The following is a 25,316-nucleotide window of genomic DNA, read 5'->3' as shown; positions in this document are numbered from 1 at the left end:
AAACAGTTTTACGATGGGGCTATAGCTCAGCTGGGAGAGCGCCTGCTTTGCACGCAGGAGGTCTGCGGTTCGATCCCGCATAGCTCCACCATCTTTACTGCAAAAACACAAGAAAACTTCAGAGTGTACCTGAAAAGGTTCACTGCGAAGTTTTGCTCTTTAAAAATCTGGATCAAGCTGAAAATTGAAACGACACACTATGTCTGTTCTCCGTAATAAGAACAGATAAGCGGTGTGTTCGAGTCTCTCAAATTTTCGCAACACGGTGGTGTTTTACGAAACATCTTCGGGTTGTGAGGTTAAGCGACTAAGCGTACACGGTGGATGCCCTGGCAGTCAGAGGCGATGAAGGACGTGCTAATCTGCGATAAGCGTCGGTAAGGTGATATGAACCGTTATAACCGGCGATTTCCGAATGGGGAAACCCAGTGTGATTCGTCACACTATCATTACGTGAATCCATAGCGTAATGAAGCGAACCGGGGGAACTGAAACATCTAAGTACCCCGAGGAAAAGAAATCAACCGAGATTCCCCCAGTAGCGGCGAGCGAACGGGGAGCAGCCCAGAGTCTGAATCAGCTTGTGTGTTAGTGGAACGGTCTGGAAAGTCCGACGGTACAGGGTGATAGTCCCGTACACCAAAATGCACAGGTTGTGAACTCGAAGAGTAGGGCGGGACACGTGGTATCCTGTCTGAATATGGGGGGACCATCCTCCAAGGCTAAATACTCCTGACTGACCGATAGTGAACCAGTACCGTGAGGGAAAGGCGAAAAGAACCCCGGCGAGGGGAGTGAAAAAGAACCTGAAACCGTGTACGTACAAGCAGTGGGAGCCTCTTTATGGGGTGACTGCGTACCTTTTGTATAATGGGTCAGCGACTTATATTCTGTAGCAAGGTTAACCGTATAGGGGAGCCGAAGGGAAACCGAGTCTTAACTGGGCGTTAAGTTGCAGGGTATAGACCCGAAACCCGGTGATCTAGCCATGGGCAGGTTGAAGGTTGGGTAACACTAACTGGAGGACCGAACCGACTAATGTTGAAAAATTAGCGGATGACTTGTGGCTGGGGGTGAAAGGCCAATCAAACCGGGAGATAGCTGGTTCTCCCCGAAAGCTATTTAGGTAGCGCCTCGTGAATTCATCTTCGGGGGTAGAGCACTGTTTCGGCTAGGGGGTCATCCCGACTTACCAACCCGATGCAAACTGCGAATACCGAAGAATGTTATCACGGGAGACACACGGCGGGTGCTAACGTCCGTCGTGAAGAGGGAAACAACCCAGACCGCCAGCTAAGGTCCCAAAGTCACAGTTAAGTGGGAAACGATGTGGGAAGGCACAGACAGCCAGGATGTTGGCTTAGAAGCAGCCATCATTTAAAGAAAGCGTAATAGCTCACTGGTCGAGTCGGCCTGCGCGGAAGATGTAACGGGGCTAAACTGTGCACCGAAGCTGCGGCAGCGACACTATGTGTTGTTGGGTAGGGGAGCGTTCTGTAAGCCGTTGAAGGTGTGTCGTGAGGCATGCTGGAGGTATCAGAAGTGCGAATGCTGACATAAGTAACGATAATGCGGGTGAAAAACCCGCACGCCGGAAGACCAAGGGTTCCTGTCCAACGTTAATCGGGGCAGGGTGAGTCGACCCCTAAGGCGAGGCCGAAAGGCGTAGTCGATGGGAAACAGGTTAATATTCCTGTACTTGGTGTTACTGCGAAGGGGGGACGGAGAAGGCTATGTTAGCCGGGCGACGGTTGTCCCGGTTTAAGCATGTAGGCGGGAAGTTTAGGTAAATCCGGACTTCTTTTAACGCTGAGGTGTGATGACGAGGCACTACGGTGCTGAAGTAACAAATGCCCTGCTTCCAGGAAAAGCCTCTAAGCATCAGGTAACACGAAATCGTACCCCAAACCGACACAGGTGGTCAGGTAGAGAATACCAAGGCGCTTGAGAGAACTCGGGTGAAGGAACTAGGCAAAATGGTGCCGTAACTTCGGGAGAAGGCACGCTGATATGTAGGTGAAGTGGTTTACCCATGGAGCTGAAATCAGTCGAAGATACCAGCTGGCTGCAACTGTTTATTAAAAACACAGCACTGTGCAAACACGAAAGTGGACGTATACGGTGTGACGCCTGCCCGGTGCCGGAAGGTTAATTGATGGGGTTATCCGTAAGGAGAAGCTCTTGATCGAAGCCCCGGTAAACGGCGGCCGTAACTATAACGGTCCTAAGGTAGCGAAATTCCTTGTCGGGTAAGTTCCGACCTGCACGAATGGCGTAATGATGGCCAGGCTGTCTCCACCCGAGACTCAGTGAAATTGAACTCGCTGTGAAGATGCAGTGTACCCGCGGCAAGACGGAAAGACCCCGTGAACCTTTACTATAGCTTGACACTGAACACTGGTCCTTGATGTGTAGGATAGGTGGGAGGCTTTGAAGTGTGGACGCCAGTCTGCATGGAGCCAACCTTGAAATACCACCCTTTAATGGCTGGTGTTCTAACGTGGACCCGTGATCCGGGTTGCGGACAGTGTCTGGTGGGTAGTTTGACTGGGGCGGTCTCCTCCTAAAGAGTAACGGAGGAGCACGAAGGTTAGCTAATCCTGGTCGGACATCAGGAGGTTAGTGCAAAGGCATAAGCTAGCTTGACTGCGAGAGTGACGGCTCGAGCAGGTGCGAAAGCAGGTCTTAGTGATCCGGTGGTTCTGAATGGAAGGGCCATCGCTCAACGGATAAAAGGTACTCCGGGGATAACAGGCTGATACCGCCCAAGAGTTCATATCGACGGCGGTGTTTGGCACCTCGATGTCGGCTCATCACATCCTGGGGCTGAAGTAGGTCCCAAGGGTATGGCTGTTCGCCATTTAAAGTGGTACGCGAGCTGGGTTTAGAACGTCGTGAGACAGTTCGGTCCCTATCTGCCGTGGGCGCTGGAGAATTGAGGGGGGCTGCTCCTAGTACGAGAGGACCGGAGTGGACGCATCACTGGTGTTCGGGTTGTCATGCCAATGGCATTGCCCGGTAGCTAAATGCGGAAGAGATAAGTGCTGAAAGCATCTAAGCACGAAACTTGCCCCGAGATGAGTTCTCCCTGAGACTATAAGTCTCCTGAAGGAACGTTGAAGACGACGACGTTGATAGGTCGGGTGTGTAAGTGTAGCGATACATTGAGCTAACCGATACTAATGAACCGTGAGGCTTAACCTTACAACGCCGAAGATGTTTTGGCGAAGAGACAGACATCAGATTCAGCTTGATACAGATGACATCAGAACGCATAAAGCGGTCTGATAAACAGAATTTGCCTGGCGGCTGTAGCGCGGTGGTCCCACCTGACCCCATGCCGAACTCAGAAGTGAAACGCCGTAGCGCCGATGGTAGTGTGGGGTCTCCCCATGCGAGAGTAGGGAACTGCCAGGCATCAAATTTAGTGTGCTGATATGGCTCAGTTGGTAGAGCGCACCCTTGGTAAGGGTGAGGTCCCCAGTTCGACTCTGGGTATCAGCACCAGTTTTTCGGGTTAAAGTTTGGCACTTAGTAAAGAATTTGCCTGGCGGCTGTAGCGCGGTGGTCCCACCTGACCCCATGCCGAACTCAGAAGTGAAACGCCGTAGCGCCGATGGTAGTGTGGGGTCTCCCCATGCGAGAGTAGGGAACTGCCAGGCATTAATTAAAGTGAAGAAGCCCATCCTGACGGATGGGCTTTTTTGCGTCTGTGCGGGGTAAAAACCGCCGGATGCAGCGTCCCGCCTTATCCGGCCTACAGCTGAATGTATTTTGTAGGCCTGATAAGCGCAGCGCATCAGGCAAGCAGGCAATACCACAGTTACTGTCTTACCCATTGCGTAACAAACTCAGTAAGTTGCTGTATGTCGTTGATATCTAGCAATGGAACATCCACTGCCAGCGGAACTTCACTGGCAACCGCGATAACATATTCGTCTATCACCAATTCTTCAGGACTGTGCCCGCAACCTTCACGAAAGAGCAGGATCTTAGCGGCACCGCCATAAACTGCCAGGCCTCAGATAAGTGAAGAAGCCCATCCTGACGGACGGGCTTTTTTGCGTCCGGGTGGGGTGAAAACCGCCAGATGCGGCATCCTGCCTTATTCGGCCTACAACTGTCTACATCATTACCCGAGCTGTAGTGGCACAGTAAATTTGGCCACCTGATTAAAGGTGATATTCTCACCACAACATAAAACAGGTGACTTAATGAACAAGAAAACTAAACGTACTTTCACCCCTGAGTTCAGGCTGGAATGTGCACAGCTGATTGTTGATAAAGGCTACTCATATCGACAAGCCAGTGAAGCAATGAATGTTGGTTCTACCACGCTTGAGTCCTGGGTACGCCAGCTCAGACGAGAGCGCCAGGGGATTACGCCCACTGCCACGCCCATTACTCCAGACCAGCAACGTATCCGCGAGCTGGAAAAGCAGGTTCGCCGTCTGGAGGAACAAAATACGATATTAAAAAAGGCTACTGCGCTCTTGATGTCCGACTCGCTGAACGGTTCACGATAGTTGCCAGACTGAGTGACAGCCACACGGTTGTCAGCCTGTGCTCCGCGCTGGAAATACACCGCAGCAGTTACCGGTACTGGCGAAAACGACGCGATATGGTTAATCCGGTACACGTCAGGTTGTGCAGCGAAATACGTCGGGCGTGGAACCAGAGTCGGGGCTCTGCGGGGGCACGCACTCTGGCTGACATGCTGACCCAAAACGGCGTCGCGATGAGCCGTTACCGTGCCGGACGTCTGATGAAATATCTGAACCTGAGCAGTTATCAGCCCGGAAAACATCAGTACAAAAATGCCCGTCAGGAGCATACCTGCCTGCCGAATCTGCTCGAGCGTCAGTTCGCTGTGCCCGAACCAGACCGGGTGTGGTGCGGAGACATTACGTATCTCTGGGCAGGAAATCGCTGGTGCTATCTGGCGGTCGTCATGGATCTTTTTGCCCGCAGGGTTGTCGGCTGGAGTCTGTCAGTACATGCCGATACCGCACTGATAAGCAGTGCCCTGCGGATGGCCTATGAAACGCGTGGTCAACCGCGTGATGTCATGTTCCATAGCGACCAGGGAAGCCAATATACAGGTCTGAAATATCAGCAACTTCTCTGGCGTTACAGAATAAAACAAAGCGTCAGTCGACGGGGAAACTGCTGGGATAACAGTCCAATGGAACGCTTCTTCCGCAGTCTGAAAACAGAATGGGTGCCAGCACATGGTTATGCAGGCAAGGACGAGGCCCGGCAGCAAATTAATGATTACATACTGAACTACTACAACAGCGTCAGACCTCACCATTATAACGGTGGACTGACGCCGGAAGAGTCTGAGAACAGATACCATTTTTACTGTAAAACTGTGGCCAGTATTACTTGACCACTACAGTTTTCTCGTTGGGTGCGGTGGTGAGCTCCACACATAACGAGGGGAACTCCACATATAACGAACAGAGGTCCACACATAACGAGGGGAGCTCCACATATAGCGAGCTGAGGTCCACACATAACGAAGAGAGCTCCACACATAACGAGCCGGGATCCACACATAGCGAAGAGAGCTCCACATATAACTCCGGGGACGATCAGCCCGCGTCCAGAGATGAGTATGGCCGTTTGCTTAACCGCTTTATCGACAGGCCTTATATTGATGATGTTGAAAATCTTACTGATGCTTTCCGGGATTCGTTGTTTGCTCTGGCTGCCGTTCCACGTGAAAGGCTGCGTCTTGGGGATAAAGCGCTGATGAAGAGTGTGATCCTGAATGTGTGTCAGGGGCAGTATATTTCCGTTGCTGCTCTGGGACAGATCCTTAGCCGTAACCCTAACGCGCTGCGTCAGCAGTACTTAAAACCGCTGGTGGATCAAGGGGCGCTTAAGCTGGCATTTCCGCAATATAAGAATGATCCGAAGCAGGGCTATAGTGCGGTTTGAATGTTATATATCAAGAGTGAACTATAACTGAGGGATAAAAACTGATGGTTACGACTAATTGTATACGGTGCTTAATATGTAACCACGAATATCGCCTTAGAATTGGTGTCGGATACGATTCGTATCAAAAACATTACTTCGACTGTATAACATGCAAAAGTCCTATAGTTATTGCCGTAAGGGCTATCCCGCTACAAGCTTATATTGAAGTTGTTGAAAATTCAGAATTAATAAAATTCACTATGGAAGATCTTCATCATACAATTGTGAATTTTCATCCTAATTTCTCGTTTAATATTTTTGAACTACACGATCCAAAAGTGTTTGTATCTATGTCATTGATGAGGTTAATATCTCCTTTTCTTCGGTTATCTGAAAAACAAGTTCAGGATATAAGTACTCAATTTGATGTCCCAAATGCTCCTAATCTATGGGGATTGGTTAAGAGGATAATCATATTTTCTGATGAGCCATATAATAAAAGTCAAGATAAGCTTCTCTCTTCATATATAGACCAAAGAAAGAAAAATAGCATAACCGCTAAGATAGAAGACAAACATGACATAATTAATGAATTTTTCGATTCATTGTTTTATCCAAAAATAACATCATTAACTAACCCTGTATTTTCACTGATAGATAGTTTACATAAAGACTCAAAATTGGATGATTTTTATGTATATTATAAAAATAATATTCGATTGGAAAATATGGAGCGATATATTACTACATTTAGTGATTATTTTAGATTTAGGGACCACTTTGGGCAGTTGGTTGTATTTTCAAGAATATCATCTGATGATGTGGATGATAGAATAGTAGGTTCAAAGAACTTTGATGAAATTAAACTTTATTATGGTCAGGTTTATGAATCTTTAACATCTAACTTTGTGATTTTAGCTTGCTTATTTAATATAAAATCTGGCCGTTCATTTGATACTTTTAAGAGTATGAGTTTGAATAAGTATATCAAGGATGTAGAGAAAGCGAAGAAGCATCAGCCTTTTAAGGATTATGGTGACTTTAGGAATTTTATTGATGGAGTTGATTCCTCTTTGCGTAATGGCTCCCATCATGCATCTATATGGCATGATGGTGAATTAGTCATGTATCGAAGCGGAGGAACTGGAGAGAGAAAACAGCTAACATATAGTAGATATATACATTTGTGTAATCAACTTTCCATATCATTAGCTGCAATAATGTTAATTGAATTTTATATTCAATATAAGTTTGAAAAATAAATTTTTATAGGTTTGAGATTATTAAGTATGATTCCAGTCCCGTTATTCGTTCATTTTCAAAATTTGAGCAATTAGGAGTAATAATGAATACTAATGAACAAAGAAATGCTTTTATAAAAATGGCAATAGAAATAAGAAAGAATATCGGGATTAAAAAACTGTCAACAGAGGACTTGAGTTGGGTTTTACTGTGGAAGTATTAAATCATATCTGACATTATCAGCAATTATCTTTTAATCATATGCCGTAGGAATTATTTGAAATACTCAAAGCGGCAATCCAGAATTTTCCTCTTAACCTGTAGATGCAAAATAAATGGGAGTATCTATGAATGATGTATCCTATAACGATCAACCGATACAAATTCCCTCAGAAGATCGGTTTGGTATAGATCCTTTTGCAAGAACACTGGCTAGCAGCATCCTTAAAATTAAGTCGCCACAAGGTTCAGTTATTGCGCTTAATGGCCCGTGGGGCTCAGGGAAAAGTAGTGCATTGAATTTGATAAAACATCATCTTGAACAACCTGTTAGAGATGACGATATTGTTATTATTGATTTCGCTTGCTGGTGGTTTCGAGGCGAAGAAGCATTGGCATTAGCGTTTTTTCGTGAATTATATGCGGGACTATCACCATCTTTGGGGGAAAAACTTAAACAGTCTCTTCCTAAGTTGGGGGCAAGGTTGTTGAAGGCTGGTTCTGTATTAGGTGGAGCAGCGGATTTGGCTGGTGCAGGTGGAACAGGCAGCGTTGCTGGTAATGCAATGGAATGGTTGGGAGGGTTAATTGAGCAAGATGAAGGTGTCGAGAAGCTTCATGCAAAACTATCAGCGTCATTGCAAGAACAACCAAAGAGATTCCTTGTGGTGATTGATGATATTGACAGACTTTCTCCTGATGAAGCGTTATTGATTTTTCGTCTGGTGAAATCTGTTGGGCGTCTTCCGAATGTGATGTATTTGCTCGTATATGATCGGATTCTGGCAGAGAAAATTGTAAGTGAACGATTTCCTTCCGAGGGACCACATTATTTAGAAAAAATTGTTCAGGCAGCATTTGAGTTACCTGAACCAGTGATAACTGATGTGCAACAGCACCTGTTAGAACAAGTGGGTACTATTTGTGGTGATATTCCCGATGAGCAGGTTATTCGGTTTTTGAATGTATTTTATGAGGGAATTGCAACTGAGATGCGAACGCCAAGGGATGTGGCCCGGTTTGTTAATTCACTGTCTGTTACATGGCCTGCTGTTTCTGAGGACGTCAATGTTGCCGATTTTGTTGCACTGGAAGTATTACGTTTGCTTCATCCGAATATTTACCGCGCGATAAGGCAGAATAAATCATTACTTTGTAGTATAGAGTTACGAGATCAGGCCAATAAGAAGTTGGTCGCAGAAAGATTAGATAACTTATTCTTTAAAGACAAAGAACTTGAATGCCAGAATAGGTTGCGATCTTTGTTAAAACGAATATTCCCGGTATTGGAAGGTGTCTGGGGAAACATGACATATTCGCATGATTGGGAACTTGTGTGGTCCAGAGAGCGACGTGTATGTTCAATCTCTCATTTTGATACATATTTCCGTTTTTCTATAGGTTGTGATGTTTTATCCGCTGAGGAACTTAATGATATTTTGTCAAAAATATCAGATATCGAATATATTAAAAATGTATTGCGAGATTCTCTTACTATTAATCGTAGTACTGGTGGTACAAAAGCGGCTGTTATCTTAGACGAATTAAAAGTGAATGCTGAGAAAATTTCAATAGATGACATAGAACCACTTCTGACTGCGTTGTTTGAAATTGCGGACGAGATGGATATCGATGCAGATCAGGCTAAAGGGTTAGATTTTAGCAATAACGCATTCCGACTACACTGGTTATTGCGTGCTCTGACTAAAGAGCGATTGTCGCTGGAGGAGCGTTCAGGAATATTTGTTTCTGCTTGTAAGCACGCCTCATTAGGTTGGTTGGCTGATTTTACGAATTCAGCATGGACTGATTATCATCCTACTGATGAAAGACCGCCCGAGTGTGAAGACAAATGCTTAACAACTGAAGAAGATGCTGGGTATCTGAGAACGATGTTGGCAGATTGTTTTGCCAGGGAACTTGATAAGGATAATGGTTATGCTTTATTAAGGCATAAGGATTTTTCATTATTGATATATCAATGGCAACAGTTACTCGGAGAAGATGATTTACGAATAAAGCAATGGATGGAAACCCTCCTTGACGATGATGAAAATATTAAATCAATTGCAATTGCATTTACCTCTTACGGATGGACCCAAACGATGGGGGATGCAGTTGCCAGAAGAAAAATTTATGTTAATATTAAGAGGTTAGGGCAATTTATAGATATTAGTGCATTTAAAACACGGATAGAGGAATTGGCTGGAAAAGGTGTTTTCCCCGAGGTCAACGAGTTTTGGGATTGTTGGCTTAAACTGAAGTAGTATTCTGAAAAGTAAAGGCTTTGATTACCTATCAGAGCCTTTAAATGCCAAATAAGATTTGGCATTTTATATTCTTGATTAAATTCATTTGCTAAGGAATAAGTTATAACTATTTTATTTTTATGAACTTGTTGCCTTTAAAGGATTTAATTAACTCTTTTTTCATATCCTCAATAACGTTTTCAGCATACTCTTTAGCCATATCCATTCCTTTAGATTTAACGATGAGCAATAAAGACGTGAAATCATTTTCACGCCCACATTGTGCACAAACAACAAAACTACCATGATGAGGTTCATAACCATCATAGGGAATAGCGAATTGTGTAGAATGACAAAATGTACAATGCAGACTGATATTTTTTCTTAATTCGTCCATGTGCTTGCCAAGTTTATCCAGCCATGCCAGAGATACCACCAGCAATACCGCCTGCAATTGCTGAGACCAGAGGGTGTTCGAGTAATTTAGCGAGTCGGCTTTTTGCTTCTTTTTTCTCTTCATCAGAAGCACCAGAGGCATCAATTTTTTGCTCCAGTTCATGAAACACCATGTTGAAATTCTGGGTGTTTCCGTTTCCAACCTGAGCCGGGCCATTAACGTTAAGTGTTGCTATTTGCATACTTGCTCCGAGTTCATAAGCGCGTTTTTTACCATGCTTTACGGAAATCGCTCTGCTTTGACCTTCTTCTGTAATTTTGATCTCACAAAAAGTATTTCCATAATCGTTCTTAATAAGAGAACGTGTTATACATATTTTAATAATTTTGTAGAGGTCATCTTTATTCCAGTCGTTCTTTTTGGTAAAAGAAACAAAATCACCAGCTCCTTCGGTAAAGTCAAAGTATGCTTGCTTAATTGTCATCCCTTGGTTTTCTAAATCATCATTCATAAAAACTAAAAGTGTATCAATATCGTTTTGGATTTTTTCCACGTCCATTTTCCTTTCTGAGAAAATCAGAATACATTTTTGAGCATACCATGATTTTGTATAAGCTTACTGATGTGGCTTGTTCATTTCTGCGATCTGACTTCAAAAAAATGGCCTTGCCGCAGTAAGCCAATCACGGTATCGTTTACAGGCACCTGCAAAATCAGGTGCCGGGCTTGACCTCCTGAAAACTGTTACAGGCGACATATTGACGCGCCCGCGTCTTTTTTTATGTCGTGCGCACGGCTACACCTCTATGGCGGGCCGGGCGGGGGCACCGCAAGGTGCGCCGGTTTCCTGTAACGCCGGTAAGGTCAACCCCGTCCGGTTCCGCCACCCGTGGGATTGACCTCTCCGGTGGCGGAAATATAAACCCGTTACAGGAGGTTGCCACCATGGCTACGATCCCCACCCAGACACATCCGTTACTTGCTGTTCCCTTCAATGCCGCCACGGACTTCACCGTCCTTGCCAGCCACTGCGAAAACTTCGCCGAAACCCTGATTGAAAGTAAAGATATCGCGTTAAAAATGGCGCTCTGCGGCAGACTCAATACCGCCCTGACGCTGCTCCAGCCCACGCTGTTAGAACCCGTCCCGCCGCATCTTGTTGAAAGCCTGACTGTTGATACCCTCCCCGCAAACGCCCCTCAGTTTGGGCCAGAATGCACCGAGCTTTGCAACTACTGTCTTGCCCTGACGCAGACGCTGGCGGGGCAGGGATTTTCCTCTGAAACGGAGAAATTCCTTAGCTGGCTGCTGTATGACCTGATCAATTACTTCGCAGCGGAAATGAAAGCCCCGCGCTGGCCGCGCACCGCCGACGGTGTGAAGTTTATTGACGGGGTGGTGGAATGATGCAACCGGACTGGCATTCTGCCGACATCATCGCGGCGCTGAAAAAGCAGGGGACGTCGCTGTCTGCGGTTTCCCGCCAAGCGGGGCTGGCATCCTCCACGCTGGCAAATGCGCTGATAAGGCACTGGCCCAAAGGTGAAAGGCTGATCGCCGAAGCGTTGGGTATTGCGCCAGAGCAAATCTGGCCTTCGCGCTATCTCAGGTCGCGTTAAAACAGACTCTCCCGATCTTCTGTCAGCTCTGCTGGCGGAAGAACGGGAGAAGGCAAGCGAAGCGCGGCAGACTGCCATTCACAGAATGACGAAAAAATCCACAAACAACTCAATTTCCAGAAAAAAGGTTTCCCCTTTTCATCCGCGAAAACCGGGTGTAATCTCCTTCCTGCACTCCGCTGCTCCGGCAGCTCCCAATGCTTCATGACCTGAAAGAAGCGCCTGACTCGTCAGGAGATGGTTGATCCTTTTACCGGTGCTAACCTCTGCAAACACCGGGTCGCAGAACATCGCGGCGGAGGTCTGAGGTTATACACGATACATTCTTTAACTGCGCCAGTTCACCGGTTGCTGTTTCTCTCTACGGAAAATCACCGATTTCCCGGTACATTTACATCAGCTGAATTTCAGCGCCTTTTACCTGCACCAGTTCACTGGTTGATGCTTCACCGCACCGGAAACTTTCCGGTAAATCCTGCACCAGAATGTGCTCTTTCAGGGCACGGCACCTGACCGGGCGTCACTTGAGTTCCGTATCACGGACGCAAGTGACGCCGTTCCACCACGCCGACGCAGGCCACGAAAAATCTGGCCTGTGCCCTCAATCCCCCACACTGACACGCCGTTTTCAGGCTGCTGTCGGTTCAGAGATAGGAGAAAAAGATCGATACCGAGGGGGGCACGATGCCCCGGAGAACCTCCTGCTTTGGCAGGCAGCCTGTACTGCGTACAGTCTGAAACTCCCTACACCTCAACAACCTGCCACCCCGGCGTGGAGGTATCGTTCTGGCGCAGCCAAAAAGCATACGCCGGGGCCAGATTGTGCTTTTTAATAGCGGCAAGGGGTAGCTATGGGGAAATTAGGCGGTGAAATGAAGGCGCTGGCGAAAAGGGCTGGCGGCAGTTTTAAAACGGTGGATGACCGCATTCATATTGTGCAGCGGTTCAGCCGCCATTTACGCTCTCTGAATATCCAGATCCAGCGGGTGGCGCAGATCAGGGTACGCCATGTTGAATGCTACATTCAGGCGCGGCTGGCGCAGGAGATTGGCAAGCGGACGCTGCAAAATGAAATGGCCGCACTGCGTGGCGTACTGCAACAGGCCGGACGTAAGCAGGTAGCCGAACATGAGCGACTGACCAATAAAGCATTAGGGCTGGCTGGCGCATCGCGTAACGGCACCAACCGGGCCATCACGGCGGAGTATTACAGCAAGGTACTGGAAGCCGTCCGCGATAAAGACGCAGGGCTGGCGGTAACGCTGGAACTGACAAGGCTGATGGGGTTGCGCTCGCAGGAAGCGGTTCAGTGCTGTCAGTCACTGAAAACGTGGAAACAGGCGCTGGAGCGCGGCGAAACCCGCTTAACCGTGGTGTTTGGCACCAAAGGCCATTGTCCGCGCGAAACCGTTATTCTTGATGCTGGCGCAGTCAAAAAAGCGCTGGATAATGCCTTATCTGTCGCAGAGCAACGTGACGGTAGGCTGATCGAACAGCCGAATCTCCAGAAAGCCATGAATTACTGGCGCGGGGAGATCGCAAAGGCTGGCCTGACGGGCGATTACAGTCCGCACTCACTGCGCTATGCGTGGGCGCAGGATGCGATGCACCATTATCTGGCGCAGGGATTCAGCGACAAAGAAGCGCTGGCGCTGACGGCGATGGATTTGGGCCACGGCGACGGGCGCGGGCGGTATGTGGCGCAGGTCTACGGGCGGCGGGAAGATGAATAATTTCCTGTTCTGGTGCAATCATGAAAAGGCCGAAGGGATAAGGGGACTCTAAGGGTAACAGCACCAGACCGGAAAGGGCCAAAGGGCTTAAAAGGCGGAACTGGTGCAGTTAAACGGAGTTTGGCACTGGTGCAAATAAAAAGCAGATCCGCTGAGATCTGCTTTACGGCGTGGTTCATCAACAAATTCAGGCCACCTGAACCTGCCTGTCATACCGATAAGGCGCAACGAACTTCTGCCGACAGGCGTCGAGCCAGTCCGACCACCACTGCATCATCTGTGTGCGCTCGTCGAGGTGTTCCGCCTTGTGGATATACGCGGCGCGAACATTGTTACGCTCCTGATGGCTCATCTGCCGCTCCACGGCGTCTTTCGACCAGCGCCCGGACTCAATCAGTGCGCTACAGGCCATCGTGCGGAAGCCGTGGCCGCCCACGTCTACTTTCGTATCGTACCCCATCACCCGCAGCGCCTTGTTGATGGTGTTTTCGCTCATCGGCTTGCGCGGATCGTGATCGCCGGGGAACAATAACTCACTGCTGCCGGACAGCAGTTTTAACTGCTTCAGCACTGTCACCGCCTGCGTTGACAGCGGCACCAGATGCGGCGTTTTCATCTTTGCGCCGCGCTCTGAATAACGCACGCCCGGAATCGGCTCACGCTGTGCGGGGATCGTCCACATGGCACCATCCAGATCGATCTCTGTCCAGCGGGCAAAACGTAGTTCGCTGGAGCGGAAAAAGATCAGCAGGTTAAGCTGTACCGCCAGCCGTGTCAGTAATCTGCCGGAATAGCTTTCCAGCCGCTCCAGTAATTCCGGCATTTTCTCCAGCGGCAGGGCGGGGTAGTGGTTTTTCGGCGGCGGCGCGATGGCTCCGGTCAGATCGTTGGCCGGATTGCTGGTGATCAGGCTCTCTTGCACCGCATAGCGCATAATTGCCGTGGTGCGCTGCTGAATGCGTGCGGCGGTCTCCAGATTGCCTTTTCTCTCCGCCACCCGCAGCGGGATTAGCAGATCGGCGGTTTTCAGGTCGGTAACGGGGATCTTACCGATCAGCGGGAAAACGCGTAGCTCCAGTGAGCGCAGGATCTTCGCCGCGTGATGCTCCGTCCAGCGGATATTGCCCGCCAGCCACTTACGGGCGACCTCTTCGAACGTATTGCCGCTTTTCTTCGCCTGCTTCTCCTGCTGTTTTTTCACCCCCGGATCGTCGCCCGCACTGAGTACCGTACGAGCTTCTTCACGCAGCTTACGCGCATTCGCCAGCGTCACGGTCGGGTAAGCGCCAAACGCCAGCTTCTTCTCCTTGCCGCCAAAGCGGTACTTGAGTTGCCAGAGTTTAGAGCCGTTGGGTTTAATCAGCAGGTATAAGCCCTGTGCGTCGCTGAGTTTGTAGGGTTTATCGAGCGGCTTTGCATTGCGAATGGCGGTATCGGTGAGTGGCATAGCGGGGGCTCCAGAGTTTATCGAACCGACAGGCCCCCAATTAAGCCCCCAAAAACTCTGGGTGTCAAAAAATCTGGCAGTATCTATTGATACTCCAGACTCTTTGTAACTTACTGATTTTTTAACGTTTCAGGACGCACAGGTACGCCATGAAACTAAATTTTGGTGCCCGGACTCGGAATCGAACCAAGGACACGGGGATTTTCAATCCCCTGCTCTACCGACTGAGCTATCCGGGCAACGGGGCGCATTAAACCGTATTCACGTCTGTCAGTCAATCAAATTTCTGGAAACATTGTTCAACCGCTTAAAATTACGGCAATCTGCATGGTTGTGCCTGAAGTTTGCACAAATCTCCCCGACAGATGCGGCTAAAATAGATAATGCTCGCTTAGGTCAGCGCCCCGCCCATACGACACTGAGCAAAACGCAGGATATCTTCGGCCAGACGATGTGCTGTTTCTACATCAGCATGACTACGATTAACCAGCATGCGGCTCAGGCAGCCTTCCAGCACCAGTTCCATCTGTTTGGCGACCATTGCCGGGTCGTCAACTTCCAGCGTCGTGAGCAGTTCATGGGTGAAGTCATGTGCTGCCTTTTTTTGCTGATCGGCTAACTGATGGATCGGATGCCCGGGATCGGGGTAAAACGTACAGGCGGCGATGAACAGGCAGCCTGGATAGCGATTATTACTCACGCATTCGGACAGCGCGTTATAGCGTGCCAGTAGTTTCTGCTCAGCGCTCAGCGTGTCATCCAGCAAAAGCTGACGCCGCCAGATATCCACCCGTTGACTGAGGTAACGCAAGGCATCGTACAGAATGGCCTCTTTATCAGGCCAGAAGCGTTGCAGTTCATCAAGTGGATAATTGACATGCTCTGCCACCATTTCCAGTGTGGTATTGGCTATCCCTTGAACCTCAAGTAATTTCAGGGCTTCTCCCAGGACATCTTCACGTTGCACGGTATTCTCCTCCGTATTTCCTGTTGCAAGTGTCGCTCACGGTTGGCGATCGCGCAAATGTGCGCTGAAGGTCGCGGCATCCATAAAACCCGTTACCCGGGCCTCCGGATGCTCTTTTCCCTCGGCATCAAAGAACAAGATAGTCGGCAAACCTAAAACCTGTAGGTGTTTCAGCAGAGCGACATCCTGGGCATTGTTTGCTGTCACATCAGCTTGCAACAGCACCGTGTTGCCTAGCGCTTGCTGAACCTGCGGATTACTGAACGTGTACTTTTCAAATTCCTTACAGGCTACACACCAGTCGGCATACAGATCCAGCATGACTGGCCTGCCTTTAGCTTGCTCCAGCGCTTGATTTAACACATCTACCGATGCCACCGGCGTGAAGTTAAGGTGTGCCTGGGTTTGAGTATGCGGCGCGCCGAACGCCCAGTCTTGCAGTGGACGCACGCATACCAGTGCTGCGGCTAACAGGACAATCTGCACGATACGCATCCAGGCGTGCTTTGCCTGCAGGCTGGTGATGAACGCCCAGCCAAAGAACGCGACGCCTAACAGTGACCATAAGCGAATGCCCCATTCGTCGCCAATAATGCGTTCGAGTAAAAAGACGGGAAGCGCAAGGATGACGAAACCAAAAGCGGTTTTGACATGTTCCATCCATGGGCCACTTTTAGGCAGCAGGCGGTTACCAAATACGGTAATCAGCATCAGGGGTAATCCCATCCCCAGTGCGTACAGATACAGCGTGCCGCCTCCCAGCCACATGTTCCCGCTCTGAGCGATATACAGCAAAATCGCGCTTAGCGGGGCTGTGGTGCAAGGGGAACAGATGAGGCCGGCAATCGCCCCCATCGCAAAGACGCTACCAGGAGAGCCGCCTTGCTGGCGGTTACTCATCAATGTGAGACGCGTCTGCAGCGATGAAGGGAGCTGCAGCGTGAACAGGCCAAACATCGACAGAGCCAGCAGCGTAAAGACAATGGCAAGCCCCATCAATACATAGGGATGCTGTAGCGCGGCCTGAAACTGTAGCCCGGCAGCCGCAACGACCAGACCCAGCGCGGTATAGGTGAGCGCCATTCCCTGTATGTAGATAAAGGTCAGCAGCAGAGCCCGCCCGGTTGATAAGCGTTGTTTACCGCCGAGTACGATCCCGGAAATCAGTGGATACATCGGCAATACACAGGGGGTAAAGGCAATGCCAATCCCGATCAGCAATGCCCACAGTGCGGAAAAGGGGAGTTGGGCGGCTGGCTGTGATTGTTTTTCCGGGGCGACTGTATCAGGCGTTGGTGTAGGCGTCGCATCTGTACGAGCCATGACTTCACTGAGTGGAACGGTTTTGGTTTCCGGCGGATAGCAAAATCCGGCATCGGCACAGCCCTGGTAAGTAACGGTCAGCGTTGCACCAGATGCGGCCTGATTGATCGTTACCGGAACGTTCAACTGCTTACGGTAAATTTCACTTTTGCCGTAAAACTCATCTTCATGCCAGACGCCTGGCGGTAGCTTTACCTCGGCAATATCAGCCTGAGACGGTGTAATGCTTATCTGTTTGCGGTACAGGTAGTAGCCGTCTTTTACCTGCCATGAGAAGTTCAGGTCATGTTGGTTTTGCTGAAAATCAAAAATAAATGCCCGGTCGGCAGGGACAAACTGCGAGCGGCCAGGCGAATCAAATAATCCGGCAAAAGTGGATGTGCTGCATAGCAGCAGGATCAGCGTAAGGATGCGTTGAGCCATGAGCGGTAATCAAAGTCTCCGTGAGTGACGGGTAAAACCAGAAGTTCAGGGGTTTGATATGGATGATGAGACTTCAGGCAATCGAGAAGCGCTTGCTGGTGCGTGACGGTAGTTTTTAAAATCATCTGGACTTCATATTCCTGCTCCAGCTTACCCTCCCAATAATAGAGAGACGTTGCACCGGGCAGCAGCGTCACGCAGGCGGCCAGTTTTTCTGCCAGTACTTTTGCAGCCAGATCCTGGGCAGTTGCTTCATCCGGGGCGGTACAGAGCACCACAACGGTATCGGGGATGGAGATATCCTGACTCTTAACATCAAGCATAAACACCTCGAAAGAACAGAGTAACCAGCAAGAGAACGGTAACTATACAACGGACGAGGGAAGGATGTTAGTTAAAGCGAGGCGGGGAGGTACTGCGGGATGCCTAAGCACCCCGCAGGTAAAACTTACAGCATGAAGCTACCCAGCAAGAAGCCGAAGCAGACAGCCAGAACCACACCCAGAGTACCCGGGATGAAGAACGGATGGTTAAAGACGAATTTACCGATACGGGTAGTACCGGTGTCATCCATCTGAACCGCCGCAACCAGAGTTGGGTAGGTAGGCAGAATGAACAGGCCAGAAACCGCAGCGAAAGACGCTACAGCGGTCAGTGGAGAAACGTTCAGTGCCAGAGCCATCGGCATCAGTGCTTTAGCCGTTGCAGCCTGAGAATACAGCAGAGCAGAAGCAAAGAAGAAGATGACAGCCAGCAGCCACGGATGACCCTGAATTACGCTACCTGCAGTATCTTTGATCCAGTCAATGTTGTGAGATACGAAGGTATCACCCAGCCATGCAACACCCAGGATACAAATACAGGCGCTCATACCGGCTTTGAAGGTGCTGGAGTTCAGGATGGAGTCAGTCTCAACGCGGCAGATGATTGTCGTCAGCGTCGCGATGCTCAACATGATGATCAGAATGGCGTTGGTGGTGTTCATCAGCGGTTTAGCGACCAGGCCAAGGCTTGGGCTGTTGACGATGGCGTAAACGACAACACAAACCACGCCCAGCAGGAACAACCAAACGGAGGTTTTCGCGCCAGCTTTGATTTCAACTTGTCTTTCACCGCGCAGTTCAACCAGGCCTTCTTCCAGACGCTTACGATAAATCGGGTCGTCAGACAGTTTGGAGTTGAACAGTGCGGTGACCAGGAAGGACATCACCAGAACGGCCAGCAGGGTAGACGGAATGACCACTGACAGCAGGTGAATGTAGCTGATACCATGACCTTCCATGACGGAAGACATGTAAACCACGGCCGCTGAGATAGGTGATGCGGTAATCGCAATCTGTGCAGAAACCACTGCGGTAGAGAGCGGACGGCAAGGTTTGATCCCTTGCTCCTTCGCGACTTCAGCGATAACTGGCAGCGTTGCCAGAGAGATGTTGCCGGTACCGGCAAAGATAGTCAGGAAATAGGTCACGATCGGTGCAAGGATTGTGATGTATTTCGGGTTCTTACGCAGCAGTTTTTCAGTTTGATGGACCAGATAGTCCAGACCACCGGCAATCTGCATGGCGGAGATAGCAGCGATAACCGCCATGATAATGGAAATAACATCGAACGGAATATTACCCGGTTTTACGCCAATAGCGGCGAGAACCAGAACACCCAGCCCACCTGCAAATCCAATACCGATACCCCCAAGTCTGGCACCCAAAAAGATTGCCAGCAAAACGATGATAAGTTCTAAAACTATCATATTAGCCTTCCTTGTTGTTTAACAAGTTGATATTAAATTGTTGTTTTTAAGTAACTTGGTGCAAGAAAAAAGGCACGTCATCATGACGTGCCCTCTCTGGTACTACCCTACACGATTACTGTTCGCTTTCATCAGTATAACGTTTTGCTTTATAAGCCGGGTGCATCAGGTTCTGTGCAGAGAAGATATCGTCCAGTTCTGCCTCGGTCAACAGACCGCGCTCCAGGACAACTTCACGCACGCTCTTACCGGTTTCGGCACAAATTTTACCGACGATATCGCCGTTGTGGTGACCGATGAACGGGTTGAGGTAGGTGACGATACCGATGGAGTTATAAACGAATGCTTCACACACTTCTTTGTTAGCAGTGATGCCGCTAACGCATTTTTCCAGCAGGTTGTAGCAAGCATTGCTCAGAATGTGGATAGATTCGAACATTGCCTGGCCGATAACAGGTTCCATTACGTTCAGCTGCAGCTGACCTGCTTCAGATGCCATGGTAACAGTGACGTCGTTACCGATGACTTTAAAGCACACCTGGTTTACAACTTCTGGAACAACCGGGTTCACTTTTGCTGGCATGATGGAAGAGCCCGCCTGCAGTTCCGGCAGGTTGATCTCATTCAGGCCGGCACGTGGGCCAGAGGAGAGCAAACGCAGGTCGTTACAGATTTTGGACATTTTCACAGCCAGACGTTTCAGTGCACCGTGCACCATAACGTATGCGCCACAGTCGGAGGTGGCTTCAATCAGGTCTTCTGCAGGAACGCAGGCGAAACCGGTCACTTCAGCCAGTTTTTGCACTGCCAGCGGAGAGTACTCTTTCGGTGTGTTCAGACCCGTACCGATTGCAGTTGCGCCGAGGTTAACCTCCAGCAGCAGCTCAGCGGTACGGCCAATGTTTTTCACTTCTTCTTTCAACAGTACGCTGAAAGCACGGAATTCCTGACCGAGGGTCATCGGTACAGCATCCTGCAGTTGGGTACGACCCATTTTCAGGATGTCCTGGAATTCAACAGCTTTTTGCTCGAAGCCTTCACGCAGCTGGTTCAGAGCATCAATCAGTTTGATGATGGATGCGTAAACAGCGATACGGAAACCGGTCGGGTAAGCGTCGTTGGTAGACTGACATTTGTTGACGTGGTCGTTCGGGTTCAGGTACTGATATTCACCTTTCTGGTGACCCATCAGTTCCAGACCGATATTGGCCAGCACTTCGTTGGTGTTCATGTTGACGGAGGTACCCGCACCACCCTGGTAAACATCTACCGGGAACTGATCCATGCATTTTCCGTTATTCAGGACTTCATCACACGCCGCGATGATGGCATTTGCCACGCTCTTAGGAATAGTTTGCAGCTCTTTGTTGGCCAGTGCCGCTGCCTTTTTAACCATTACCATGCCGCGAACAAATTCAGGAATGTCACTGATTTTGTTGTTGCTAATGTAGAAGTTTTCAATCGCTCTCAGAGTGTGGACACCATAGTAAGCGTCCGCTGGAACTTCCCTGGTACCCAACAAGTCTTCTTCGATACGAATGTTGTTTAACATGTGAACCTTCTTTTTCAAGCTGCCAATGATTTGACTAAACACACAGGATATATGTGATTTCGATTGTTTCTCGACCGACGATTATCCCCTGCATCGGTCTGATACCCGAGATCATATGCTGGTTCAGGATTTCTACCGTAATCTGGATCACTTAAAGCGTGGAATTTACCCCTTATTTATTATTCTGTGAAATAGATCACCCCTTTAGGATTAACACCAAATATTAGTGTACAAGCAGCTTGAAATTTTGCTAATCACCCCAATATTAGAGTGATGCAAGTCACACAATTTTCGAGCAGTTGTTGGTGAAAACGACTGTTTTCAACAGGAGAGCCCTTTGCGCTGGATACCATTACTTGCCATTTTTCTCTACGTTTACATAGAGATATCTATTTTTATCCAGGTTGCCCATGTGCTGGGTGTCCTGATGACCCTGATTTTGGTTATTTTTACCTCGGTTATCGGTATGTCTCTGGTTCGTAACCAGGGGTTTAAGAACTTTTTACTGATGCAACAAAAAATGGCGGCTGGTGAAAGTCCGGCTGCAGAAATGATCAAGAGCGTGTCGCTGATTATCGCCGGCTTGCTGTTGGTGTTGCCTGGTTTCTTCACCGATTTCCTCGGTCTTCTTCTTTTATTACCTCCGGTGCAGAAACATTTGACCATGAAGTTGCTGCCACATTTGCGTTTTTCGCGTATGCCAGGTGGTGGATTTAGTGCCGGAACCGGTGGCGGTGAGACCTTCGACGGTGAATTTCAGCGTAAAGACGATGAGCGCAACCGTCTTGATCATAAAGACGACGATCGTCGCGACTGACCCTGCAGGCCCGGTAAGTGCTACCGGGCTTTCTTATTGCTTATTTGGCCTCAGCCATTTTCCGGCTCGGTAAAAACAGCCACAGCCCTGCCAGCATAATCAGCGCATACAGGCTCTTCCAGCCTACCATCGCCAACAGCAGCAGACACAGCAGACCGCCAATAACCGCCAGCGCGCGGTATTGTCCTTTCAGTAATCGACATCCCGCCAGCATGCACAGCAGATAAATCATAATAAAGATGCCGTTAGCGTAGATGATTAACGCGTCGAGATTGATTTGCAGCATATAGATGCACAATGTACTGACGACGCAGCAGCCCAATACGGCGTTTAGCGCATTGCCCGGAAGATGGCGAGGGGATAGACGAGCCAGACAGCTCTCAGGTTTATATTGTGCTTGCGACCACACCAGACGGGCGAAACTTTGGATATAAATGTTGAGGCTGGCAAAGCAGGCCAGATAACCAATGATGCAGGCAACCCACAGGGCGTGAACGCCAAACAGTTGCACGACGATTTCAGGCAGCGATGCCGCCGCCGCCATCTGCTCTCCGTACGCACCAAAATGAAGTACAACGACGGTACATGCCCAGTACACGGAACCGGCCAGTAGCAGACCTATCATCAGCGCGCGCGGGAAATCCCGCTCCGGATTTTTGAATTCAGAGGCCAGGTGTGCGAACGCTTCAAGGCCAACAAAGCACCAGAACATCACCGACAGCGCGGCAAAAAGCCCGGGAAACTCAATTTTGTCAATGGCAGGAAAGGGGATCTCACTCGGTTTCAACTCGCCAGCCCACCAGATGGCGACAATCAGCGCGACGATCAGTCCGGCAATCACCGTTTGCAGGTTTGCGCTGGAGCTGGCACCCCGCGAACCGATGTACCAGACCAATACCAGCGTGCCGAGCTCTGCTAACAGAAGCTGCCAACCATGCCAGCCAAACATTGCCTGGCCGAATCCGGCGGCAATGTGCAACGCCGCAGGTAACCCCACTGGAATTACCGATAAAAAAAGCCACCCGGTAACGCGCTCAAGCCGTGAGCCAAAGGCCATGCCGACAAAATGCGCCACGCCGCCTGCGCTGGGAAAATGGCGACCGAGTACGGCAAAGACAATCGCCACCGGAAAGACTAAAACGATCAGCACCGGCCATGCCCACAGGCTGTTGTTGCCAGCAACCAGCGCGGCAAGTGCGGGGACGGCGAAAACGCCTGTACCTAACAATGATGTCGACAACAGGCCAACGCCTTGAGCCAGTCCCAGCTCTTGTTTTAATCCGCTCATAAGTTGTTATCCGGTTATGCCCATGTACCGGGCTACAGCGCAGATTTTCGATGGTATCACAATCGGATTTGCTTATGACGACGTAGCTGAAATCGTTATGAAATGTGAGGCGTGTCGGTGTTTTGACGGGATTTTCTGCTGATAAAAATTTTTTTTCGCTTGCCCCCTTGAAGGCACAAAAGCCCATCCCCATCTCTCTGGTCACTAGCCGGGATACCGTTTACGGGCCGGCGTCACCCATAACTGATAAAGACTTTCTCAAAGGAGAGCTATCAATGAGTATTCGTCCGTTACATGATCGTGTGATCGTCAAACGTAAAGAAGTTGAATCCAAATCTGCTGGTGGCATCGTACTGACCGGTTCCGCTGCAGGTAAATCAACTCGTGGCGAAATCATCGCTGTCGGTAAGGGTCGCATCCTGGACAACGGTTCTGTACAGCCGCTGGACGTGAAAGTCGGCGATATCGTCATTTTCAACGATGGCTACGGTGTTAAATCTGAGAAGATCGACAATGAAGAAGTGTTGATCATGTCCGAAAGCGACATCCTGGCAATCGTTGAAGCCTAATCCGCGAACGACACTGAACATACGAATTTAAGGGAAAGAGAAAATGGCAGCTAAAGACGTAAAATTCGGTAACGACGCTCGTGTGAAAATGCTGCGCGGCGTGAATGTACTGGCAGATGCAGTGAAAGTTACCCTCGGTCCAAAAGGCCGTAACGTAGTTCTGGATAAATCTTTCGGTGCACCGACCATCACTAAAGATGGTGTTTCCGTAGCACGTGAAATCGAACTGGAAGACAAGTTCGAAAACATGGGTGCGCAGATGGTGAAAGAAGTTGCCTCTAAAGCGAACGACGCTGCAGGCGACGGTACCACCACCGCAACCGTACTGGCTCAGTCCATCATCACTGAAGGCCTGAAAGCTGTTGCTGCGGGCATGAACCCGATGGATCTGAAACGTGGTATCGACAAAGCTGTCGCTGCTGCCGTTGAAGAACTGAAAGCACTGTCCGTACCGTGCTCCGACTCTAAAGCTATTGCTCAGGTTGGTACCATCTCCGCTAACTCCGACGAAACCGTAGGTAAACTGATCGCTGAAGCGATGGACAAAGTCGGTAAAGAAGGCGTGATCACCGTTGAAGACGGTACCGGTCTGCAGGACGAACTGGACGTAGTTGAAGGTATGCAGTTCGACCGTGGCTACCTGTCTCCTTACTTCATCAACAAGCCGGAAACTGGCGCAGTAGAACTGGAAAGCCCGTTCATCCTGCTGGCTGATAAGAAAATCTCCAACATCCGCGAAATGCTGCCGGTTCTGGAAGCCGTTGCGAAAGCAGGCAAACCGCTGCTGATCATCGCTGAAGATGTTGAAGGCGAGGCGCTGGCAACTCTGGTTGTTAACACCATGCGCGGTATCGTGAAAGTGGCTGCGGTTAAAGCACCTGGTTTCGGCGACCGTCGTAAAGCGATGCTGCAGGATATCGCTACCCTGACCGGTGGTACCGTTATCTCTGAAGAGATCGGTATGGAGCTGGAAAAAGCAACTCTGGAAGATCTGGGTCAGGCTAAACGCGTTGTTATCAACAAAGACACCACCACCATCATCGATGGCGTGGGTGACGAAGCTGCAATCCAGGGTCGCGTGACTCAGATTCGTCAGCAGATCGAAGAAGCAACTTCAGACTACGACCGTGAAAAACTGCAGGAGCGCGTAGCGAAACTGGCAGGCGGCGTTGCAGTTATCAAAGTAGGTGCTGCGACTGAAGTTGAAATGAAAGAGAAGAAAGCTCGCGTTGAAGATGCCCTGCACGCGACACGTGCTGCGGTAGAAGAAGGCGTGGTTGCTGGTGGTGGTGTTGCGCTGATCCGTGTAGCAAGCAAAATTGCCGGCCTGAAAGGCCAGAACGAAGACCAGAACGTGGGTATCAAAGTTGCGCTGCGCGCAATGGAATCCCCGCTGCGTCAAATCGTGCTGAACTGCGGCGAAGAGCCGTCTGTAGTGGCTAACACCGTGAAAGCGGGTGACGGTAACTACGGTTACAACGCTGCAACTGAAGAATACGGCAACATGATCGACATGGGTATCCTGGATCCAACCAAAGTAACGCGTTCTGCTCTGCAGTACGCGGCTTCTGTTGCGGGTCTGATGATCACCACCGAGTGCATGGTTACCGACCTGCCGAAAGGCGATGCGCCTGACTTAGGTGCTGCCGGTATGGGCGGCATGGGTGGAATGGGCGGCATGATGTAATTGCCCACACCCTGCATCCTTCAGGCTGCAGACGCGTTGGCTGCGTTTGCTAACCCCAGTCACTTACTTGAGTAAGCTCCTGGGGATTAACAAACTGGCCGCCTTC

19 protein-coding genes, 3 tRNA genes, 3 rRNA genes and 2 pseudogenes are annotated in these 25,316 nt (G+C 49.5%); 16 read left to right on the top strand and 11 right to left on the bottom strand.

Going from position 1 to position 25,316, the window contains the following annotated elements:
• Positions 1–15: 15 nt before the first annotated feature.
• The 5 genes from SK32_RS13960 to rrf (SK32_RS13940) all read left to right on the top strand — a co-directional run bounded on the left by SK32_RS13960 (position 16) and on the right by rrf (SK32_RS13940) (position 3,662).
• Positions 16–91, top strand: a tRNA-Ala gene (locus SK32_RS13960).
• 206 nt (positions 92–297) lie between these two features.
• Positions 298–3,204, top strand: a 23S ribosomal RNA gene (locus tag SK32_RS13955).
• 97 nt (positions 3,205–3,301) lie between these two features.
• A 5S ribosomal RNA gene (gene rrf, locus SK32_RS13950) occupies positions 3,302–3,417 on the top strand.
• A 14-nt stretch (positions 3,418–3,431) separates the two neighbouring features.
• Positions 3,432–3,507: transfer RNA gene (locus tag SK32_RS13945), tRNA-Thr, on the top strand.
• Between the two features lie 39 nt (positions 3,508–3,546).
• Positions 3,547–3,662, top strand: a 5S ribosomal RNA gene (rrf, locus tag SK32_RS13940).
• 161 nt (positions 3,663–3,823) lie between these two features.
• Here the strand turns inward: rrf (SK32_RS13940) and SK32_RS24855 are convergent.
• A pseudogene (locus SK32_RS24855) lies at positions 3,824–3,997 on the bottom strand (molybdopterin-guanine dinucleotide biosynthesis protein B); the annotation flags it as partial.
• Between the two features lie 181 nt (positions 3,998–4,178).
• Between SK32_RS24855 and SK32_RS25745 the strand changes: the two are divergent.
• The 4 genes from SK32_RS25745 (at position 4,179) to SK32_RS13915 (ending at position 9,656) form a co-directional block, all read left to right on the top strand.
• A protein-coding gene (locus SK32_RS25745) for an IS3 family transposase (RefSeq protein ID WP_148735742.1) occupies positions 4,179–5,392 on the top strand; the annotation gives its coding sequence in 2 pieces (ribosomal slippage) (positions 4,179–4,473 and positions 4,473–5,392; 1,215 coding nt in all).
• On the top strand, positions 5,389–5,946 hold the full coding sequence (locus tag SK32_RS26050; RefSeq protein WP_140168319.1) for a hypothetical protein: 558 nt from the start codon (positions 5,389–5,391) through the stop codon (positions 5,944–5,946). The genes SK32_RS25745 and SK32_RS26050 overlap by 4 nt, the downstream gene beginning before the upstream one ends.
• Positions 5,947–5,990: 44 nt before the next feature.
• Positions 5,991–7,190, top strand: a complete 1,200-nt coding sequence (locus SK32_RS13920) for a hypothetical protein (protein ID WP_048212928.1) — start codon at positions 5,991–5,993, stop codon at positions 7,188–7,190.
• A 327-nt stretch (positions 7,191–7,517) separates the two neighbouring features.
• Complete coding sequence (locus tag SK32_RS13915; RefSeq protein ID WP_053065231.1) at positions 7,518–9,656, top strand: KAP family P-loop NTPase fold protein; 2,139 nt, start codon at positions 7,518–7,520, stop codon at positions 9,654–9,656.
• A gap of 109 nt (positions 9,657–9,765) precedes the next feature.
• Here the strand turns inward: SK32_RS13915 and SK32_RS24845 are convergent, their stop codons facing one another.
• Positions 9,766–10,074, bottom strand: coding sequence for a hypothetical protein (locus tag SK32_RS24845; protein ID WP_231591582.1), 309 nt, complete (start codon positions 10,072–10,074; stop codon positions 9,766–9,768).
• The gene (locus SK32_RS13910; protein ID WP_048212926.1) at positions 10,049–10,594 is read right to left on the bottom strand and encodes a hypothetical protein; all 546 of its coding nucleotides are present in this window, start codon (positions 10,592–10,594) and stop codon (positions 10,049–10,051) included. Before SK32_RS13910 ends, SK32_RS24845 begins: the two co-directional genes overlap by 26 nt.
• Before the next feature lie 142 nt (positions 10,595–10,736).
• On the opposite strand from SK32_RS13910, the pseudogene SK32_RS26750 reads away from it, so the two are divergent.
• The 4 genes and pseudogenes from SK32_RS26750 to SK32_RS13895 all read left to right on the top strand — a co-directional run.
• Positions 10,737–10,934 (top strand): annotated as a pseudogene (locus tag SK32_RS26750) (Rha family phage regulatory protein); the annotation flags it as partial.
• Positions 10,935–10,980: 46 nt separating this feature from the next.
• Positions 10,981–11,442 carry a hypothetical protein gene (locus tag SK32_RS13905; protein WP_048212925.1) on the top strand — a complete coding sequence of 154 codons (462 nt, stop codon included), beginning with the start codon at positions 10,981–10,983 and terminating at the stop codon, positions 11,440–11,442.
• Complete coding sequence (locus SK32_RS13900) at positions 11,439–11,654, top strand: helix-turn-helix domain-containing protein (protein WP_048212924.1); 216 nt, start codon at positions 11,439–11,441, stop codon at positions 11,652–11,654. The genes SK32_RS13905 and SK32_RS13900 overlap by 4 nt, the downstream gene beginning before the upstream one ends.
• 851 nt (positions 11,655–12,505) lie before the next feature.
• Complete coding sequence (locus SK32_RS13895) at positions 12,506–13,387, top strand: integrase domain-containing protein (protein WP_048212923.1); 882 nt, start codon at positions 12,506–12,508, stop codon at positions 13,385–13,387.
• A gap of 187 nt (positions 13,388–13,574) precedes the next feature.
• Here SK32_RS13895 and SK32_RS13890 read toward each other — a convergent pair whose 3' ends face one another.
• The 7 genes from SK32_RS13890 to aspA form a co-directional block, all read right to left on the bottom strand.
• Positions 13,575–14,834 (bottom strand): tyrosine-type recombinase/integrase, encoded by a 1,260-nt coding sequence (locus tag SK32_RS13890; RefSeq protein ID WP_048212922.1) that lies wholly within the window; start codon positions 14,832–14,834, stop codon positions 13,575–13,577.
• Between the two features lie 163 nt (positions 14,835–14,997).
• Positions 14,998–15,073 (bottom strand) — tRNA-Phe (locus SK32_RS13885).
• A gap of 152 nt (positions 15,074–15,225) precedes the next feature.
• Entirely contained in the window at positions 15,226–15,801 is a 576-nt protein-coding gene (locus SK32_RS13880; RefSeq protein WP_048212921.1) for a transcriptional regulator, read from the bottom strand.
• A 36-nt stretch (positions 15,802–15,837) separates the two neighbouring features.
• A complete protein-coding gene (locus SK32_RS13875) occupies positions 15,838–17,547 on the bottom strand; it encodes a protein-disulfide reductase DsbD (protein ID WP_048212920.1) in 1,710 nt (569 codons plus the stop codon).
• Positions 17,523–17,870, bottom strand: a complete 348-nt coding sequence (cutA, locus tag SK32_RS13870; protein ID WP_003025447.1) for a divalent cation tolerance protein CutA — start codon at positions 17,868–17,870, stop codon at positions 17,523–17,525. The genes SK32_RS13875 and cutA overlap by 25 nt, the downstream gene beginning before the upstream one ends.
• Before the next feature lie 125 nt (positions 17,871–17,995).
• On the bottom strand, positions 17,996–19,297 hold the full coding sequence (gene dcuA / locus SK32_RS13865) for an anaerobic C4-dicarboxylate transporter DcuA (protein ID WP_003830670.1): 1,302 nt from the start codon (positions 19,295–19,297) through the stop codon (positions 17,996–17,998).
• Between the two features lie 115 nt (positions 19,298–19,412).
• A complete protein-coding gene (aspA, locus tag SK32_RS13860) occupies positions 19,413–20,849 on the bottom strand; it encodes an aspartate ammonia-lyase (protein WP_048212919.1) in 1,437 nt (478 codons plus the stop codon).
• Positions 20,850–21,186: 337 nt separating this feature from the next.
• Between aspA and SK32_RS13855 the strand changes: the two genes are divergently transcribed.
• Positions 21,187–21,666: an FxsA family protein gene (locus tag SK32_RS13855; RefSeq protein ID WP_048212918.1), complete on the top strand. Its 480-nt coding sequence runs from the start codon at positions 21,187–21,189 to the stop codon at positions 21,664–21,666.
• A 40-nt stretch (positions 21,667–21,706) separates the two neighbouring features.
• Here SK32_RS13855 and yjeH read toward each other — a convergent pair whose 3' ends face one another.
• Positions 21,707–22,954, bottom strand: a complete 1,248-nt coding sequence (gene yjeH / locus SK32_RS13850; RefSeq protein ID WP_048212917.1) for an L-methionine/branched-chain amino acid transporter — start codon at positions 22,952–22,954, stop codon at positions 21,707–21,709.
• 275 nt (positions 22,955–23,229) lie between these two features.
• Here yjeH and SK32_RS13845 point away from each other — a divergent pair, with 275 nt between their 5' ends.
• Both SK32_RS13845 and groL read left to right on the top strand, forming a co-directional pair.
• Positions 23,230–23,523, top strand: a complete 294-nt coding sequence (locus tag SK32_RS13845) for a co-chaperone GroES (protein WP_005120976.1) — start codon at positions 23,230–23,232, stop codon at positions 23,521–23,523.
• Between the two features lie 43 nt (positions 23,524–23,566).
• Entirely contained in the window at positions 23,567–25,210 is a 1,644-nt protein-coding gene (gene groL, locus SK32_RS13840) for a chaperonin GroEL (protein WP_003830576.1), read from the top strand.
• Positions 25,211–25,316 lie beyond the last annotated feature (106 nt).

It is taken from the genome of Citrobacter sp. MGH100 (genome assembly GCF_001034465.1).
GTDB lineage: Bacteria > Pseudomonadota > Gammaproteobacteria > Enterobacterales > Enterobacteriaceae > Citrobacter > Citrobacter youngae.
Note: the sequence above shows the minus strand (reverse complement) of the source record. Positions and strands in the feature narration are given on the sequence as shown.